Below are 16249 nucleotides of genomic sequence, written 5' to 3'. Positions count from 1 at the left end.
GTGGTGATCAGCAGCCGGTCAGCGCCGCATCAGTGCCCGCCTGCACGGCCGCCTAGATTGGTGTCATGACCAGGCAACCGACGTCGCCGATGGAGGTGACGTTCGGCGTACTCGGGCCGGTGACCGCCGCCACCGAGGACGGCCCGGTCCCGCTGCGGGGGCACCGGCAGCGCCTGGTGCTGGCCCGGTTGGTGATCGCCCACGGCCGGGTGGTGCCGGTCGACCGCCTCGTCGACGACCTGTGGGAGGTTCCGTCCGACGGCGCGGTGGGCGCGATCCGGACCTTCGTCGCCGACCTGCGCCGGGCGCTGGAGCCCGACCGGCCGCCCCGGCAGCCGCCCCGCCTCCTGGTCACCGAACCCCCGGGGTACGCGCTGCGGGCCGCCCCGGACGCGGTGGACGCCGAACGCTTCGAGGCGGCCGTCGGCGAGGCGGGACGACTGCTCACAGCCGGACTGCCCGCACCGGCCCTGGCCGCGCTGGACACGGCGCTCGGGCTCTGGCGCGGACCCGCGTACGCGGACTGTGCGGGCGCACTCTGGGCCGTCGCGGAGATCAACCGGCTGGACGAGCTGCGGATGCTCGCCGTCGAACGGCGGGCCGAGGCGTTGCTCGCGCTGGGTCGGCCGGACGAGGCCGCCGCCGACCTGCCCGCCCACCTCGCCGGCCATCCGTTGCGGGAGGACGCCTGGCGGCTGCTCGCGTTGGCGCGCTACCGGGCCGGGCGGCAGGGCGAGGCGCTGGCCGCGCTGCGCGACGCCCGCGACGCCGTGGTGTCCGCGCTCGGGGTGGACCCGGGGCCCGAGCTGCGCAGGCTGGAGGCCGACATCCTGGCCCAGGCGGCACACCTCACCCCCACCCCCGTGGTGGCCGGCGCGGCCGGACGCGTTCCAGGTGGCGGGCCCGAATCGCGACCGTTCGTCGGGCGGGACGCGGAGTTGGCGCGGCTGCGGCACGCCGCCGAGGCCGCCACCCAGGCCGGACGGCCGACGCTCGCCCTGCTCAGTGGGGACCCGGGCGCCGGCAAGTCCGCCCTGGCCGAGGAGCTGGGCCGGCAGCTCGCCGCCGAAGGCTGGAGCACGGCCTGGGGTCGCAGCCCCGAGTACGACGGCGCACCGGCCGCCTGGCCGTGGACCCAGATCACCGACGCGCTCACCGGGCCGGCCGGATCGGTGGGTGGCGGGCTGGCCGAGCCGGTGGTGGCCGATGGCCCGGGTGATCCCGCCGTGGCCCGCTTCCGTCGGCACCGCGCGGTGGCGGCGCTGGTCTCCGCCGTCGCCGGCCGCGGACCCCTGCTGCTGGTCCTGGATGATCTGCACCGCGCCGACGGGGACACGTTGGATCTGCTCACCGGCCTGCTCGCCGGCCCGCAGCCGGCCACCGGCCCGATGCTGGTCCTCGGCACCTACCGGGCCACCGAGATCAACCCGGAGCTGACCGCCGCGCTGGCCCGCGCGGCCGGACTCGAACCGGTGCGGGAATACCTCGGCGGACTGTCCGTGGAGGCGACCGGCGAGTTGGCCCGTGCCGTCGCAGGGCCGGAGCTGGACCCGCCCACCGTCCGGCTGATCCACCATCGCAGCGGCGGCAACCCGTTCTTCGTCCGGGAGCTGGCCCAGTTGTCCGCGAGTTCGGGTCAGGCTGCGCTGGCGGCGGTACCACCGGGGGTACGCGACGTGATCCGGCACCGCCTCGCCCAGCTGCCCGCGCCGACCCGTACCGTGCTGCGGCAGGCGGCGGTCCTCGGCCGGGACCTCGATCCGGTGGTGCTCGGCGAGCTGGCGGGCGACCCGGCGGCGCTTCTGGACGCCGTGGACCGGGGGTTGCAGGCCGGGTTCCTGAGCGAGCAGGAGCCCGACGGACGACTACGGTTCACCCACATCCTGGTCCGCGACACGCTCTACGCCGACCTGTCCGCGTCGCGTCGCGCGGCCTGGCACGCCGCCGTGGCCGAGGCGATGCGACGGCAGCAGCCCGTCGACCCCGCCGCGCTCGCCCACCACCTGCTGCACGCCGGAGGGCGGGAAGCCGCCCACCGCGCCGCCGGCTACGCCCGAACCGCTGCCGAACAGGCCGAACGCGACGGCAACCCGCACGAGGCGGCCCGGCTCTGGGCGCAGGTGCTCGACGCGTACGACCGGGCCGGGCGGGACGAGCGGCGCGAGCGACTCAGCGCGGTGCTCGGTCTCGGGCGCGGGCTGGCGGTGACGGGTCGGTTGGCCGAGGCGCGGCGGTACCGTGCCGCGGCGATCACCGACGCCGAGGCGGTGGGTGACCCGCGGCTGACCGCCGAGGTGCTCGCCGGATTCGACGTACCCGCCGTCTGGACCCGCAACGACGACGAGGCGCTCTCCGAGCGGATCGTTCGCGCCGCCGAGCACGCCCTGACCGGCCTCGGCCCGACCGGCTCGGCGCAGCGCAGCCGGCTGCTGAGCACGCTCGCGCTGGAGCTGCGGGGGAGCACCGGCGACCGGGGCCGCCGGGCCGCGGTCGAGGCCGAGCGGATCGCCCGGACCGTCGGGGATCCGGGGCTGCTGGCGTTCGCGCTCAACGCGCGTTTCATGCACGCCTTCCACCGGGTCGGGCTGGCCGACGAGCGGGCCCGGATCGGCGCGGAGCTGGTCGACCTGGCCGCTCCCCGTCAGTTGGTGACCTTCGAGGTGCTGGGTCATCTCGTCCTGGTCCAGGCCTGCTGCGCGCGGGCCGACCGGGCCGGCGCGGACGCGCACGCCCGCGCCGCCGACCGACTCGCGCAGCGGTACGAGTTGCCGCTGGTCGGGGTCTTCACCGGCTGGTACGCCGCGCTGCGCCTGGCGGTGAGCGGTGACCAGGACGCCGCGGTGACCGCGTACCGGGCCGCCGCCGAACGCCTGCCCGCCGACGCCATGCCGGGACTGGCCCGAGGGCTGCTGCCGCTCGCCCTGCTCGGCCTGCGACTGGCCGACGCGGTCAGCGAGGCCCGGCTCGTTCCCGGACGTCAGCGCCCGATCCCCGGGCCGGACGAGGGCTGGGCGCAACTGGACTGGGGGCCACACGAGCCCTGGGTCCGACCACTGCTGCTCGCCGCCGCCGGCGACCGGGTCGCTACCGGAGCGGCGCTGCGGGCACTCCCGGACGGGCCGCACGACCTGCTGCGGGAGGTGCGGCTGTGCCTCACCGCTCGGGCGGCGCTCGCCATCGGCGACCGGCCCACCATGGAGCGCGTCGCCACCGTGCTCCGGCCGGCCGCCGCCGAACTGGCCGCCGGCAGCGGGATGGTCACCGCCGGCCCGGTGGCGGGGCACCTCGCCGAGATGGCCAGCGCTCTGGGTCGCGACGAGGAGGCCGCCGGGCACCGCCGTACCGCCCGCGCGCTCACCGCGCGCGCCCGCGCCGACGACCCGACCTGAGCGCGCGGCGGCGCGGGCGTCACATTCGAGATCGTTCCGGTGGTGAGCAGCGCCGACACCCGAGAGGCCGTAGCGCCCTATCTCGACGGAGACTGACTGGTGTCGAAGGCCAGGGTGTACTCCAGGACATAGGAGTGGCCGCCGTCGTCGGACTGGATGATCTCGAAGGTTCCCACGATCCCGGTGAGGTCACCGGAGCCCGTTCCCGGGACGACGCGGATCGCGAGGTGCTCACCGTGGCTGCCGGGTGCGCTGTGTTGGAGGACGAACGAGCCTTTGCGGCCGTCGAGTTCGCCGGTGAATCGCTCCACTGCGACATAAGCAGCGGGGCTGCCCTCGATGTCGGCCACCGACAGCATGGTCACCGTACTGCTGCCGGCCAGGCCACCCTGGAAGGTCTTGGTGATCCGCACCTGGCCAAGCGCGGCCCCCGGGCCTTCGTCGAGCACCTCCGGCTCGAATGAGGTGAGTTCAAACGTTCCGTCAGCCTTCGCGCTCATCTCGCGCCCCCTCTCCGCTTGATCGCATTCATCGTGAGCAGCCTTGCAGACGGCACCGACATCCCCGGGCTACCCGGCGACTTGCCGGTTTCCGCTGGAACCAGCCGGCGAGTGCGGTCAGATTGAAGCACCGGCGCGTCCACCGTCGCGCCAACGATCGAGGGGGTACGCGTGGAGGTGCTCGTCCTGATCGTGGTGCTGGGCGGCACCGTCCTGATCGGCACCACCCTCGGTGGTCGGTACCGGGTCGCGCCGCCGGTTCTGCTCATCGCGTTCGGGGTGCTGCTCGGGCTCACGCCGCCGCTGTCCGAGGTGACCCTGGAACCGGACCTGGTGCTGCTGATCTTCCTGCCGGCGATCCTGTACCGGGAGAGCCTCACCATCAGCCTGCGGGAGATCCGTGCCAACCTGCCGGTGATCGGGCTGCTCGCGGTGGTGCTCGTGGTGCTCACCATGGTGACGGTGTCGTTCACCGCGCAGGCGTTCGGCGTGAACCCGGCCGCCGCCTGGGTGCTCGGCGCGGTCCTCGCGCCGACCGACGCCGCCGCGGTCACCGGCCTGGCCAAACGGTTGCCCCGCAAGCTCCTCACCACCCTGCACGCGGAGAGCCTGATCAACGACGGCACGGCACTTGTGGTCTTCGCGGTGGCGGTGGGTCTGCTCAGTCAGAGCGCCAAGCCGGGTGTGCTGGGCATCAGCGAGGAGTTCGTCGGCGCCAGCGTCGGCGGTGTCCTCGCCGGTCTGCTGGTGGGGGCGGCCGTGGTGCTGATCCGCAAGCGGCTCGACGATCCGCTGCGCGAGGGCGCGCTGAGTGTGCTGACACCGTTCGGGGCCTTCCTGCTCGCCGACTCGGTACACGCCAGCGGCGTACTGGCGGTGGTGGTCGCCGGGCTGGTGCTGGCCTACGCCGGCCCACGGGTGATCCGCGCCCGGTCCCGGGTGCTCGCGTACGCGTTCTGGGACCTGACCACGTTCCTGATCAACGGCGGGCTGTTCGTCCTGCTCGGCACGCAGATACCCCGGGCGGTGCGGGGCATCACCAGCACCTCGCCCGAGCGGGCGCTGGTGATCGTGCTGGTGGTCACGGTGGTCGTCGTGGCCACCCGGCTGGTCTTCATCTACCTCACCGCGCAGTCGGCGCGGCTGCGGCGTCGCCGGATGATGGACGAGGACTCAGGTCCGCCCAGTTGGCGGGTGGGGACCGTCGCCGGCTGGTCCGGTTTCCGGGGGGCGGTGTCGCTCGCCGCCGCCCTGGCCGTCCCGACGATGACGGTCTCCGGTCGGCCGGTGGTCGAACGAGACCTGATCATCTTCGTCACCGCGTTGGTGATCGTGCTGATCATGCTGGTTCAGGGCACCACCCTGCCGCTCGTGGTGCGCTGGGCGGGGCTGGTCGGTGACCCGGAACGCGTCGACGAGACCCGGCATGCCCGGCGGCGGGCCACCGAGGCGGGTCTGGCCGCCCTACCGCAGGTCGCCGCCGAGGTCGGTGCCCGCGAGGAGTCGGTACGCCGGTTGCAGGCCGAGTACCAGCGGCACCTGGCGGACGTCAACGAGACCGGAGGGAACAGCGCCGAGGAACGTCGCCTGGAACATCGCCTGCGCCTCGGGGTCCTCGCGCACAAGCGGCGGGAGGTCACCCGACTGCGCGACAACCGGGAGATCGACGACCTGGTCTTGCAGGAACTCCAGGCCGCGCTGGACAACGAGGAGATCCGGTTGCTGGGGCGCGGGCCCAACGACTGATCGGCCGCCTCGTCAGAGCACCTGCGCGAGGAACCGGCGCAGCCGAGGATGCTCGGCCCGTTCGAAGATCGCCTCGGGCGGGCCGGCCTCCAACACCACGCCCCGGTCCATGAAGGCGACGGTGTCGGCGACCTGCCGGGCGAAGCCCATCTCATGGGTGACCACCACCATGGTCATGCCCGCGGCGGACAGGTCGGCCATCACCCCGAGGACACCCTTGACCAACTCCGGGTCGAGCGCCGAGGTGGCCTCGTCGAAGAGCATCACCTCCGGCCGCAGGGCCAGCGCCCGGGCGATCGCCACGCGTTGCTGCTGACCGCCGGAGAGCTGCGCCGGTCGTGCGTCGGCCTTGCCGGCCAATCCCACCAGGTCCAACTGGTTCCGCGCGACGGTTTCCGCCTCGTCCTCGCCGAGCTTGCGGAGCCGGCGCAGCGCGAGGGTGACGTTGCGCAGCACGCTCATGTGCGGGAAGAGGTTGAACTGCTGGAAGACCATGCCCACCCGCTGCCGCAGCGCGTCCGGGTCGTCGCCCAGCACGCTGCGCCCGTCCAGCAGCACGTCGCCGTGGTCCGGCTCGATCAGTCGGTTGATGGTGCGCAGCAGCGTCGACTTGCCCGACCCGGACGGGCCGATCACGCAGGCCGTCGCGCCGCGCGGCACCGTGAGGTCGACGCCGCGCAGCACCCGGTTCGGTCCGAAGGCAAGGTGCACGTCGCGTACGTCGAGGCTGACCGAGGTGGTCGTGTCGGTGGTCATCACCGGTGTCCTTCCGTCGCGGCGTACGCCGAAGCGGTGTCGTCGTCGTCCTCGTCTGTCGGTGCGGTCGCCGGCCGGCCGTTGCGCAGCCGCCGGTCGATCCAGTTGACGACGTGCGTCAGTGGGACGGTCAACACCAGGTAACAGAGCCCGGCCAGCAGCAGCGCCGACTCGTTTCCGGTGGTGGCGGCGTAGTCCTGCCCGATCCGGAACAGCTCCCGTTGACTGGCCACCAGGCCGAGGAAGTAGACCAGGCTGGAGTCCTTGATCAGGGCGATGAGCTGATTCACCCAGGCCGGCAACACCCGCCGGATGCCCTGCGGGATGATCACCAGCCGCATCGCGTCGGTCCAGGAGAAGCCGAGGGCGCGGGCGCCCTCCAGTTGGGCGGCCTCCACCGACTGGATGCCGGACCGGAAGATCTCCCCGATGTACGCGGCCGCGATCAGCGACAGCGCCAGGATGCCCAACGGGTAGGGGTCCGGTCCCCAGACCTGCATGCCCAGCGGCGCCAGCCCGACGCCGATCAGCAGGATCGTCGCCGCGGCCGGAAGTCCTCGGAACACGTCGGTGTAGACCCGCGCCGGCCAGCGCAGCCAACGGCTGCGCGAGATGCCGGCGACGGCCAACAGCAGGCCCAGCACCGAGCCGAGCAGGGCGGCGGAGACCGCCAGGATCAGTGTGTTGGGCAACCCGACGGTCAGCATCTCGGGCAGCGCCTCGCGCATCGCGTCGATGTCGAAGAAGGTCTCCCACAGCGTGCTCAACGGATCCATCGGTCGCCTCTCCTACCGCCCTGCTCGCTCGTCACCGGGTCAGGACGCGGCCGACGCGGACGCCGACGGCACGGCCGACGCGGACGCCGACGGCACGGCCGACGCGGACGCCGACGGCTTCGACGACGTGCCCGACGCGGTCGGTGCCGACACGGTGCCGCTGCCCGGCGTGAAGTCCGCCGGGATCGGCCGACCGGGGTAGTACTGCGCCTGCAACCGGCTCCAGGTGCCGTCCGCGATGACCTCGTCGAGGCCCTTGTTCAGCGCCTCGCGCAGCTTGTCGCTGCCCTTGGCCACGGCGTACGCGGTCGGCGCCGGGCTGAGCTGCTTGGCCGCCACGGTGATCTTGCCGGTGCTGTCGGCGGCCGACTTCTCGCCGATTTCGGCCGGAGCGATCCACGCGTCGGCGGTGCCGGCCTTGAGCTGGTTGATCGCGCCGTTGTAGTCCGGCACCCGGACCGGGTCGAGCTGCTGACCGGTGGCGTAGTCGTCCTGCACAGTGCCCTGCACCACCACGACCCGCTTGCCGGCGAGCTGGTCGAAGCCGGTGATCGGCGAGCCGGCCGGCACGTCCAGGCCGAAGTAGCCGAAGTCGTAGCCGTTGCCGAAGTCGACGGTCTTCTTGCGCGCCTCGGTGATGGTGATCGAGGAGCTGCCCACGTCGAACTTGTGGTTGTTGACCTGGGACAGCAGCGCGGAGAAGTCGGTGCCGACGAACTCGACAGTGAGGCCGAGCCTGCCGGCCACGGCGGTCAGCAGGTCGTTGTCGAAGCCGGTGAACCTGCCGTCCTTGAGGTACACGTTCGGCGGGGCGTCGGTCAGCGTGCCGGCCCGCAGCACGCCCGGCTGCGCCAGGCCGTACGGGTTGGCGGTGGCGTCGGACGAGGTGTCGTCGCCGCAGGCGGTGAGAGCGGTGGCGGCCAGGATCGTGGCCGCGCCCAGGGCTGCGGCACGGGTCAGGGCAGGAAGGATTCGCACGGGTGTCTCCGAAAGGGGTCATGTCTCGGCGGGCACGGACGTGTGCCGCCGACGGTGCGCCCGATGGGCGTACCGCTGGAAAGGCTCGGAAAAAGAGAGGTGTGCTAGTTAGTGCCGAGGGCCGCGTCGACACGCGGCGCTGCACATTCGCATCATGTCCACGTGCCGCCGCCGGGTCAGTGCCGGCGTGGGCTGACCGGCGCGGAGTTGCGCGACATCGGTCGGTGGGGCGGTGCTGAGGATGCGCATGGGTCTCCCGGGTCTGTGCTGACCTGGGTGCCAGGCCACGCTTGCACCGACGTCGTGCCGGTGCCTGGTCTTCACCCGGGGCACCCCACCGCGGAGGAGGGTTGCCGGCCAGCGAGCCGGGGCTTCGCGCTGGCACTCATGACCTGCAGCGAGGCTAGCAGCACGCACGGGTGGATCGTCCAGTCGTTATGACCACGCTCACCGTGCGCGGAGGATGCTCGGCCCGCAGGTCAGCCGGCGTGCACGTGCGGCCGGCGACACGGGTCGGGTTCCTGGCGGCGCAGGATCTCCCGGGTGACCGAGGCGATCGCGCCCTGCCCGAACGCCAGGTAGCGCAGGAAGTTGCGGGCCGGGCCGCCCTCGCTCCACTCGAAGTAGATGTGCGGTCGCCGCCCCGTGCGGTCGCGGATCTCCAGCAGCAGGACGGCGAGCGCGTTGGGCACCGAGGAGCTGGTCAGACTGAGCACCGCGAAGCTGTCGTCGGCCAGGCCGCCGCGTACCAGCAACTCGGTCTGGAAGTCCGACGGGTCGGTGACGTGCACCTCGACGAAGATCACGTCGCTGTCGTCGGGGAAGTCGTTGTCCGCCATCGTCTGTGCCAACTTCGCGCGGTACTCGGCCTCGTCGTGCCGGTCGGGCTCGTGGGCGACGAGCCGGATTCGCCGTCCGGCGCGTTCGTCGATCATCCGGGTGGCGACCGGATCCAGCTCGATCCGGTCCACCCGCAGCTCGTAGGCCCGAGACACCCGGGACAGCACCGAGACCACGATGATCCCGCCGATGAAACAGGCCGCGATCTTGACGCCGTCGGGGCGTTCCACCACGTTCGCCAGGGTGGTGTAGACGAAGACCACCGCGATGACGCCGAACGCGACGGTGCGACCGCGCTGACGCCGCCGGGCCGCCGCGAGCGTCACCGCCGTCGCCGCGGACGTGATCAACACCAGCACACCTGTTGCGTACGCGCCGCCCTGCGCGTCCACGCTGGCATCGAAGACGACCGTGATCAGGAAGGCCACCGTGGTGAAGACCAGCACGAGCGGCCGGACGGCCCGCGCCCAGGCCGGTGCCATGCCGTAGCGGGGCAGGTAACGGGGGACGAGGTTGAGCAGTCCGGCCATCGCGGACGCCCCCGCGAACCACAGGATCCCGATGGTGGACAGGTCGTAGACGGTGCCGAACACCTCCCCGAGGTGCTGGTGCGCCAGGTAGGCCAGCGCCCGGCCGTTCGCCGGCCCGCCCGGCCGGAAGTCCTCCGCCGGGATCAGGATGGTGGTCGTCACGCTGCTGGTGATCAGGAAGACACTCATGATCACCGCGGCGGTGGTGAGCAGCCGGCGCGCGCCGCGGATCCGGCCCAACGGTCGATCCTCGGAGTCCTGTGGGTCGCCCCGTACGCTCGGCATCACGGCCACCCCGGTCTCGAAGCCGGACAGGCCCAACGCCAGTTTCGGAAAGACCAGCAGCGACAACCCGACCACCAGCCAGGGATCGCCGTGCCCGGTGGTCAGCATGGTCGTCCAGTCCCCGACGGCGCTCGGGTGCGTCACCACCCGCCACAGCGCGTCGACCACCACCACCGCGTTCAGCGCCAGGTAGGCCGCCACCAGCACGACGGCGATGCCGATGGCCTCGGTGAATCCCTTGAGGAACACCGCGCCCAACAGGGCCACCAGCAGCAGCGTGACAAGTACCTCGTGCCCCTTGAACCCGTCCGGCCAGAACGGGTTCTCGTCGATGTGCGCGGTCGCGTCGGCGGCCGACAGGGTGATGGTGATGATGAAGTCGGTGGCCGCGAAACCGAGCAGCACCAGCACCAGCAACTTGCCCGGCCAGTAGCTCAGCAGGCGTACCAACATCGCGATGGAACCCTCACCGTGCGGGCTCTCCACGGCCACCCGCCGGTAGACCGGCAGGGCGCCCAGGAGCGTCACCAGCACCAGCACCAGGGTCGCCACCGGCGACAGCGCCCCGGCGGCCAGCGCCGCGATGCCCGGCTGGTAGCCCAGGGTGGAGAAGTAGTCGACGCCGGTCAGGCACATCACCTTCCACCACGGATGCTGCCGGTGCTCCGGCGGGCGTCCGTGCGGCCCCGGGTGCCGCACGGCGTGGTCCGAGCCCGCGTCGAGCAACCACCCCCGCAGCCGACCGCCGCGTCTGTCCACCTCCATCGGCGCGTCCCCCGTCATCCGCCCATGGTCACCGTGAGTATCCGCCCGTCGGGCCGCGCCCGTCCCCGGGTGCCCGGAACCCACCCGTCGGCGGGCTGGTTTCGGGTCGTGGGCACGGGGGATGCAGCCCTCCCGGATCGGCGGGAGCGCACCGGGCCGGACGGCGCCGGGGGAGGGGACAGGCATGGTCGGTGGCCGTCGATTCCGCCCCGGTGGTGGCTTCGGTCGCCAACTTGACGAGCACGAGAGCACGGATGGCGTGCCGCCGTCGACGGTGTCGCCCGACCCGCCCACCGGCGGTCTGGTGGACAGCGCGGTCTACGTCCGAGGGCACCGCTTCGCCTCACCGTCCGGGCTCGCCGAGACGTACCGCTGCCTGCAGGAGCAGGACGCCGCGATGGCCTGGATCGGGTTGTACCGGCCCGACATCGAGCAGATCACCTCGCTGGCCCGGGAGTTCCGGCTGCACGACCTGGCGGTCGAGGACGCGATCAACGCCCACCAGCGCCCCAAGCTGGAACGGTACGGGCACACCCTGTTCGTGGTGCTGCGCGCCGCCCGCTACGACGACCTGCGCGAGGAGGTCGAGTTCTCCGAGCTGCACCTGTTCATCGGGCCGGGCTTCGTGGTCACCGTCCGGCACGGTGAGGTCCCGGACCTGGCCGCGGTGCGGCGGCGGATGGAGACCGACGCGCCGATTCTCGCCCGGGGACCGGAGGCGGTCCTGTACGCGATCCTCGACCAGGTCGTCGACGGGTACGCGCCGGTGGTGGCCGGGCTGGAGAACGACATCGACGAGATCGAGACCCAGGTGTTCGGCGGCGACCCGAACGCCAGCCGGCGCATCTACGGCCTGAGCCGCGAGGTCATCCAGTTCCAGCGGGCCGCCCGGCCCCTGCTCGCCGTACTCGACGCACTTGCCGACGGCGCCAGCAGTGCCGGCACGGACGAGGAGCTGCGCCGCTACCTGCGGGACGTGACCGACCACCTGACCCAGGTGGTGGAGCGGGTGGACGGTTTCCGGCACCTGTTGCAGAACATCCTCACCGTCAACGCCACCCTCGTCTCGCAGCAGCAGAACGAGGAGATGCGCAGCCTGACCGCGGCGAGCTACGCGCAGAACGAGGAACTGAAGAAGGTCTCGTCCTGGGCGGCGATCCTGTTCGCGCCCACACTCATCGGCACCGTGTACGGGATGAACTTCGTCCACATGCCGGAGTTGAACTGGCGTTTCGGCTATCTGTTCGCGTTGCTGCTGATGCTGCTGGTCTGCGGCACCCTCTACGTGATCTTCAAGCGGCGCGGCTGGCTGTGAGCCACCCGCCCCGGATCACTCGATGCCGCGCAGGATGTGCCGTTCGTCCTCGACGTCGTCGTCACCGGCGGCGATCCGGCCGAGAAGGACGGCCGCGGCCCAGATCGTCAGCGGCGTCGCCGCCCCGGTCATGCCGCCGCCGGTCCGGTCGTCCCGGGCCTGGCTCCGCTCCGCACGTGCTGGTCTGCGCTGAGCCTGCATGGGCCCCGCCTCTCCTCGTCGACGCCGTCGTCGGTGGCGCGGCGTCAGCGCGCCACCGGTCGGGCGATCCACGCGCTGGCGGGTCACACCGGTACGACAGCCACCTCGAACTTTCCCACGCCCGGCCGTATTCGCACCGCTTGTTTTCGGGTTTCCGACTGCGGCCTGCCAAACCGGACATAACGCATCAGCGTTGTCGAGAGTGGTCGACTGGGTAGGGAGACCGGGTGAGCCGAGCTGCGGAGATGGTCTCGTCCGTCGTCCCCGCTCGCCGAGCGTTGCCCCGCTACCTCGTCGCCGCGACGCTCGCCCGAGGCGCGGACGCCGGCGGGGCGGTGGGAGTGGTGCTGCTGGCCACCCTGCCGGCGGTGGGGGCGACCCGTCCGGCGCTGCTCGGCGGGTTGTTGGCCACCTGCCTGACGGCACCGCACCTGCTCGGGCCGCTGCTGGCCCGGTGGCTGGACCGGGCCGAGGACGGCCGGGGCCGGCTGGCCGTCGGCTTCGTCACGTACGCCGCGGCGGTCGCGGCGGCCGGGCTGCTGCTCGGTCGGGTGCCCGTCGGCGTGCCCGTGGCCCTGCTGATCGCGGCCGGGGCTTGCGGGCCGCTGCTGACCGGGGGACTGAGCAGCCGGCTCGCCGCGCTGCTCGCTCCGGACGAGCGGGCGCAACGTCGGGGTCAGGGCTGGGACGCGGTGACGTACGGGATCGGCGCCAGCGCCGGCCCGGCCGTGGTGGCGACCCTCGCCGCGCTGGTCGGACCCCGGATGTCCCTGGTCGGGTTGGGCGCCGCCACCCTGCTCGCGGCGGCCCTGGTGGGCACACTGCCGCCGCGGGTGCCCGCTCGGGACTCGCCAGCGCGGGTCGGGCCACCGGCGCGGGGCGCGCTGCGGGCCGTGCTCGGCCCCGGGCCGCTGCGCCGGGTCACCGGGGTCACCACGGTCGCCGCGCTGACCGGTGGGGCGATCTCGGTGCTTGCCGTCGCGCTGGCAGCGGACCTCGGCCGGCAGACGGTCTCCGGCGCGCTGCTGGCGGCGGTCTACGGCGGTGGAAACCTCGCCGCCGCGCTTCTGGTCACGGCGTTCCCGCTGACCGGTGCGCCGGAGCGACTCACCGTCCGCTGGGCGGCCCTCGGCGCGGTGGGGATCGCGCTCTGCGCGGCCGTGCCCAGCTTTCCGTTGGCGGTCGTCGCGTTCGCCCTGGCCGGGGCAGCGACCGCGCCGCTCTTCGCGGCCACCCTGGCGGCTCGATCGGCGTACGCGCCGGACGCCGTGCGGGCGCAGGTGTTCGTGTCGACGGCGGCGATCAAGGTTGCCGCCGCCTCGCTCGGCACCGGGTTGGCCGGGGTGCTCGCCCCGCTGGGTCCGCGCCTGCTGTTGGTCGCCGGAGCGTCGGTCACGCTCGCCGCCGCGGTGGTGGCGGCGGTCTCCGCGCGGCAGTGGCGCGACAGGTGAACACACGCGTCCACGTGGGCCGTCGGTGGTCAGGGCAACGGGTGGGCGATGCCCCGGGCGTGGTCGGTGAGCGCCGCGCCGACCACCGTCGCGGCCAGCGGCAACACCTCAAGACAGCGGCGCACCGCCGCGGCCATCAGCACGTTCGGCACCCGCATGGAGAGTGTGCAGTGCGGCACCCAGCGGCCCGGCCGGTAGTGCTCGGCCAGCGGGATGCCGGCGGCGATGAGCCGATCGGACACCATCCGCTGGTGGGTCAGCAACTCCGCGGTGGGGGCCGGGCCGAGCCAGAGCACCCGGCCGACGAACTGCCCGGCGTGCTGGAAGTCCAGTCGCAGCGGGGCCGCGACGACAGTCCCGCGCAGCGCCTCGGCGACCTGCTCGGGGTTGAAGCGGGGCGCCACCGCGAGCGAGACGTGCGGCCGGTGGCGTCGCTCCAACAGGGAACGCATGCTCTGCACGCCCTCAGCCTCCAGGGCGTCCCAGAGCGCCCGGATCCGCCGGGTGGCGTCCGGGTCCAGATACAACTCCAACGCGGCGACCACCCGATCACAGTAGTGGCCGAGGTTTGATCGCACGCGCCAGCGGTACCTGAGGGGGACACCGACCCGAAGGGCGTGCCAGTGGACGTGAGTGACCTGCTGACCGAGGCGTACGACCGACTGCCCGACCTCGTGCGCGCGGCCGTCGACGGCCTCAGCCCCGAGCACCTGCGCTGGGCGCCCGGCCCGGGCGCCAACTCGATCGGCTGGCTCGTCTGGCACCTCACCCGGGTGCAGGATCACCACGTCGCCGACCTGCTCGACGCCGACCAGGTCTGGGTGAGCGGCGACTGGGCGGGCCGGTTCGGGCTCACCGCCGACCCGGACAACACCGGCTACGGTCACTCGGCCGTCCAGGTCGAGACGGTGCGGCCGGAGAGCGCGCAGGCGCTCGTCGACTACTACGAGGCGGTGGCGTCGCGGACCGGATCGTTCCTGGCCGGCCTGCGCCCGGCGGACCTGGACCGGGTGGTCGACGAGTCGTGGGACCCGCCGGTCACCCTCGGCGTCCGGCTGGTCAGCATCGTCGACGACGACCTGCAACACGCGGGCCAGGCCGCCTACGTGCGCGGCCTGCTCGAGGCCGACGCGTCCACCGGGGCCGGTCGGTAGGACCTCAGCCCATCGTCTTCGCGCCGTCGATCGACTCCCGCAGAATATCGGCGTGCCCGGCGTGCTGGGCTGTCTCGGCGATCAGGTGCAGCAGCACCCGGCGGACCGTCCACCTTGCCCCCGGCTCGAACCAGGGCGCCTGCGGCAGCGGATGCGCCGAGTCCAGGTCGAGGGTGGCGACCAGCGCGTCGGTCTGGTCGGCCACCTCCTGGAACCGCGCGACCAGACCGGCCAGGGTCTCGCCCGGCGTCATCCGGAACTGACCGACCCAGTCGATCTCCTCGCGCTGCATCGCCTCCGCTCCGCCCACGGCGAAGAGCATCCACCGGTGCTCGACGCCGGCGACGTGCTTGATCAGGCCGCCGAGGCTCAGCTCGCTGGCCGTGGGACGGGCGGCGGCCTGCTCGTCGGTGAGCCCGCCCACCGTGTGCAGGAGGAAACCCCGGTGCCGGCGGAGCGTCTGCAGGAGATCGGCCCGCTCACCGGTGAGCTGCTCCGTGCTGGTCATGCCGCCACCCTTCGTCGATGTTCACCAGCTGTCACCCTAGGGCGAGGCACCGACACTTCCGGCGTCGCACACCAGGTGCGACATGTGAGTCGCCAGCGGTTGCCGATTCGCGTCGGTGGCGGTCCACTGAATGACATGGGTGTGATCAAGGTGGGCACGTCGTCCTGGGCCGACCAGTCGCTGCTGCGCTCCGGGTGGTATCCACGCTCGGCCAACACGCCGGCCCGTCGACTCGGTTTCTACGCCGGCCGGTTCCCGTTGGTCGAGGTGGACACGTCGTACTACGCGGTCCCGGTTCCGGAGACCACGTCGGGCTGGGTCGACGCCACACCTGACGACTTCACCTTCGACGTCAAGGCGTTCAGTCTCTTCACCGGCCATCCGACGCCGGTCGCCGCGCTTCCCCGGGACCTGCGTCCGGCCGGCGGCCCGAGTCGGATCCGCCGTCGTGACCTGCCCGAGCGCGCGTACGACGAACTGTGGACCCGGTTCCGCGCGGCGCTCGCGCCGATCGCGGCGGCCGGCAAGCTGGGCGCGGTGCTGTTGCAGTTCCCACCATGGCTGGCCCGCGGTGCCGCGGCCGAACGCCGGATCGTCGAGCTGGCGCAGCGCTGCCGGCCGTGGCGGGTCGGCGTGGAACTGCGGCACGCCTCCTGGTTCGACGGTCCGGCGGCGGTCGAGACGCTGGACCTGCTGCGCGCGCACGATCTGTCCCTGGTCTGCGTCGACATGCCACAGGGGCACCCGTCGTCGGTGCCGCCGATCCTGACCAGGACCGCCGAGCCGGCGATCGTCCGCTTTCACGGCCACAGCCCGGCCTGGGGTGACGGCGACAAGCAGGACAAGTTCCGGTACGCCTACGGCGACGACGAGCTTCGGCACTGGGCCGGGCTGCTGGCTGACCTCGCCCGCCCGGCTGACGACCTGCACGTGCTGTTCAACAACTGCTGCGCCGGTCAGGCCCAGCGCGACGCCACCCGGCTGGCGCAACTGCTCACCGAGACGATGATCGCCGATCGGAGTGTCCCGGCCGGGTCGACCGGCTGACCGTCCAC

14 protein-coding genes and 1 riboswitch are annotated in these 16249 nt (G+C 72.7%); of the genes, 6 read left to right on the top strand and 8 right to left on the bottom strand.

All coding sequences use genetic code 11. The features are described from left to right. The first annotated feature begins 65 nt into the window (after positions 1-65). Positions 66-3389, top strand: coding sequence for a BTAD domain-containing putative transcriptional regulator (locus tag AB0C01_RS02085; RefSeq protein WP_357569988.1), 3324 nt, complete (start codon positions 66-68; stop codon positions 3387-3389). Between the two features lie 77 nt (positions 3390-3466). On the opposite strand, the gene AB0C01_RS02080 is transcribed toward AB0C01_RS02085, so the two are convergent. Beyond that, on the bottom strand, positions 3467-3889 hold the full coding sequence (locus tag AB0C01_RS02080; RefSeq protein WP_357569987.1) for a DUF3224 domain-containing protein: 423 nt from the start codon (positions 3887-3889) through the stop codon (positions 3467-3469). Positions 3890-4060: 171 nt separating this feature from the next. Here AB0C01_RS02080 and AB0C01_RS02075 point away from each other — a divergent pair, with 171 nt between their 5' ends. Next, positions 4061-5635 carry a Na+/H+ antiporter gene (locus AB0C01_RS02075; protein ID WP_357569986.1) on the top strand — a complete coding sequence of 525 codons (1575 nt, stop codon included), beginning with the start codon at positions 4061-4063 and terminating at the stop codon, positions 5633-5635. A gap of 12 nt (positions 5636-5647) precedes the next feature. On the opposite strand, the gene AB0C01_RS02070 is transcribed toward AB0C01_RS02075, so the two are convergent. The 4 genes from AB0C01_RS02070 to AB0C01_RS02055 form a co-directional block, all read right to left on the bottom strand. Then, complete coding sequence (locus AB0C01_RS02070; protein WP_357245926.1) at positions 5648-6391, bottom strand: amino acid ABC transporter ATP-binding protein; 744 nt, start codon at positions 6389-6391, stop codon at positions 5648-5650. Next, positions 6391-7167, bottom strand: coding sequence for an amino acid ABC transporter permease (locus AB0C01_RS02065; protein WP_357569985.1), 777 nt, complete (start codon positions 7165-7167; stop codon positions 6391-6393). Before AB0C01_RS02065 ends, AB0C01_RS02070 begins: the two co-directional genes overlap by 1 nt. A gap of 39 nt (positions 7168-7206) precedes the next feature. Continuing rightward, positions 7207-8145 (bottom strand): ABC transporter substrate-binding protein, encoded by a 939-nt coding sequence (locus AB0C01_RS02060; protein ID WP_357569984.1) that lies wholly within the window; start codon positions 8143-8145, stop codon positions 7207-7209. A gap of 281 nt (positions 8146-8426) precedes the next feature. Then, positions 8427-8538, bottom strand: a riboswitch (SAM riboswitch). 86 nt (positions 8539-8624) lie between these two features. Beyond that, positions 8625-10583, bottom strand: coding sequence for an amino acid transporter (locus AB0C01_RS02055; protein WP_357245917.1), 1959 nt, complete (start codon positions 10581-10583; stop codon positions 8625-8627). Between the two features lie 166 nt (positions 10584-10749). Here AB0C01_RS02055 and corA point away from each other — a divergent pair, with 166 nt between their 5' ends. Further along, positions 10750-11880, top strand: a complete 1131-nt coding sequence (corA, locus tag AB0C01_RS02050) for a magnesium/cobalt transporter CorA (RefSeq protein WP_357569983.1) — start codon at positions 10750-10752, stop codon at positions 11878-11880. Positions 11881-11895: 15 nt separating this feature from the next. Here corA and AB0C01_RS02045 read toward each other — a convergent pair whose 3' ends face one another. Continuing rightward, a complete protein-coding gene (locus AB0C01_RS02045; RefSeq protein ID WP_357245912.1) occupies positions 11896-12081 on the bottom strand; it encodes a hypothetical protein in 186 nt (61 codons plus the stop codon). Between the two features lie 227 nt (positions 12082-12308). Here AB0C01_RS02045 and AB0C01_RS02040 point away from each other — a divergent pair, with 227 nt between their 5' ends. After that, positions 12309-13532: an MFS transporter gene (locus AB0C01_RS02040; RefSeq protein ID WP_357569982.1), complete on the top strand. Its 1224-nt coding sequence runs from the start codon at positions 12309-12311 to the stop codon at positions 13530-13532. 29 nt (positions 13533-13561) lie between these two features. Here AB0C01_RS02040 and AB0C01_RS02035 read toward each other — a convergent pair whose 3' ends face one another. Beyond that, complete coding sequence (locus AB0C01_RS02035; protein WP_357246187.1) at positions 13562-14077, bottom strand: 2'-5' RNA ligase family protein; 516 nt, start codon at positions 14075-14077, stop codon at positions 13562-13564. Between the two features lie 78 nt (positions 14078-14155). On the opposite strand from AB0C01_RS02035, the gene AB0C01_RS02030 reads away from it, so the two are divergent. Further along, a complete protein-coding gene (locus AB0C01_RS02030) occupies positions 14156-14686 on the top strand; it encodes a DUF664 domain-containing protein (RefSeq protein ID WP_357245906.1) in 531 nt (176 codons plus the stop codon). Positions 14687-14690: 4 nt separating this feature from the next. On the opposite strand, the gene AB0C01_RS02025 is transcribed toward AB0C01_RS02030, so the two are convergent. Further along, positions 14691-15194: a DinB family protein gene (locus AB0C01_RS02025; protein ID WP_357245903.1), complete on the bottom strand. Its 504-nt coding sequence runs from the start codon at positions 15192-15194 to the stop codon at positions 14691-14693. A gap of 135 nt (positions 15195-15329) precedes the next feature. Here AB0C01_RS02025 and AB0C01_RS02020 point away from each other — a divergent pair, with 135 nt between their 5' ends. Next, entirely contained in the window at positions 15330-16241 is a 912-nt protein-coding gene (locus AB0C01_RS02020; RefSeq protein WP_357245901.1) for a DUF72 domain-containing protein, read from the top strand. Positions 16242-16249 lie beyond the last annotated feature (8 nt).

Source organism: Micromonospora sp. NPDC048905 (assembly GCF_040649655.1).
GTDB lineage: Bacteria > Actinomycetota > Actinomycetes > Mycobacteriales > Micromonosporaceae > Micromonospora.
The sequence above is the reverse complement of the archived record's forward strand: the minus strand, read 5'-3'. Positions and strand labels throughout refer to the sequence as shown.

Bases quoted from the DNA above. Each gene is read 5' to 3' on its own strand.
- AB0C01_RS02080 (WP_357569987.1), bottom strand. From the start codon at position 3,889: ATGAGCGCGAAGGCTGACGGAACGTTTGAACTCACCTCATTCGAGCCG.
- AB0C01_RS02085 (WP_357569988.1), top strand. From the start codon at position 66: ATGACCAGGCAACCGACGTCGCCGATGGAGGTGACGTTCGGCGTACTC.
- AB0C01_RS02045 (WP_357245912.1), bottom strand. From the start codon at position 12,081: ATGCAGGCTCAGCGCAGACCAGCACGTGCGGAGCGGAGCCAGGCCCGG.
- AB0C01_RS02020 (WP_357245901.1), top strand. From the start codon at position 15,330: ATGGGTGTGATCAAGGTGGGCACGTCGTCCTGGGCCGACCAGTCGCTG.
- AB0C01_RS02025 (WP_357245903.1), bottom strand. From the start codon at position 15,194: ATGACCAGCACGGAGCAGCTCACCGGTGAGCGGGCCGATCTCCTGCAG.
- AB0C01_RS02065 (WP_357569985.1), bottom strand. From the start codon at position 7,167: ATGGATCCGTTGAGCACGCTGTGGGAGACCTTCTTCGACATCGACGCG.
- corA (WP_357569983.1), top strand. From the start codon at position 10,750: ATGGTCGGTGGCCGTCGATTCCGCCCCGGTGGTGGCTTCGGTCGCCAA.
- AB0C01_RS02070 (WP_357245926.1), bottom strand. From the start codon at position 6,391: ATGACCACCGACACGACCACCTCGGTCAGCCTCGACGTACGCGACGTG.
- AB0C01_RS02055 (WP_357245917.1), bottom strand. From the start codon at position 10,583: ATGACGGGGGACGCGCCGATGGAGGTGGACAGACGCGGCGGTCGGCTG.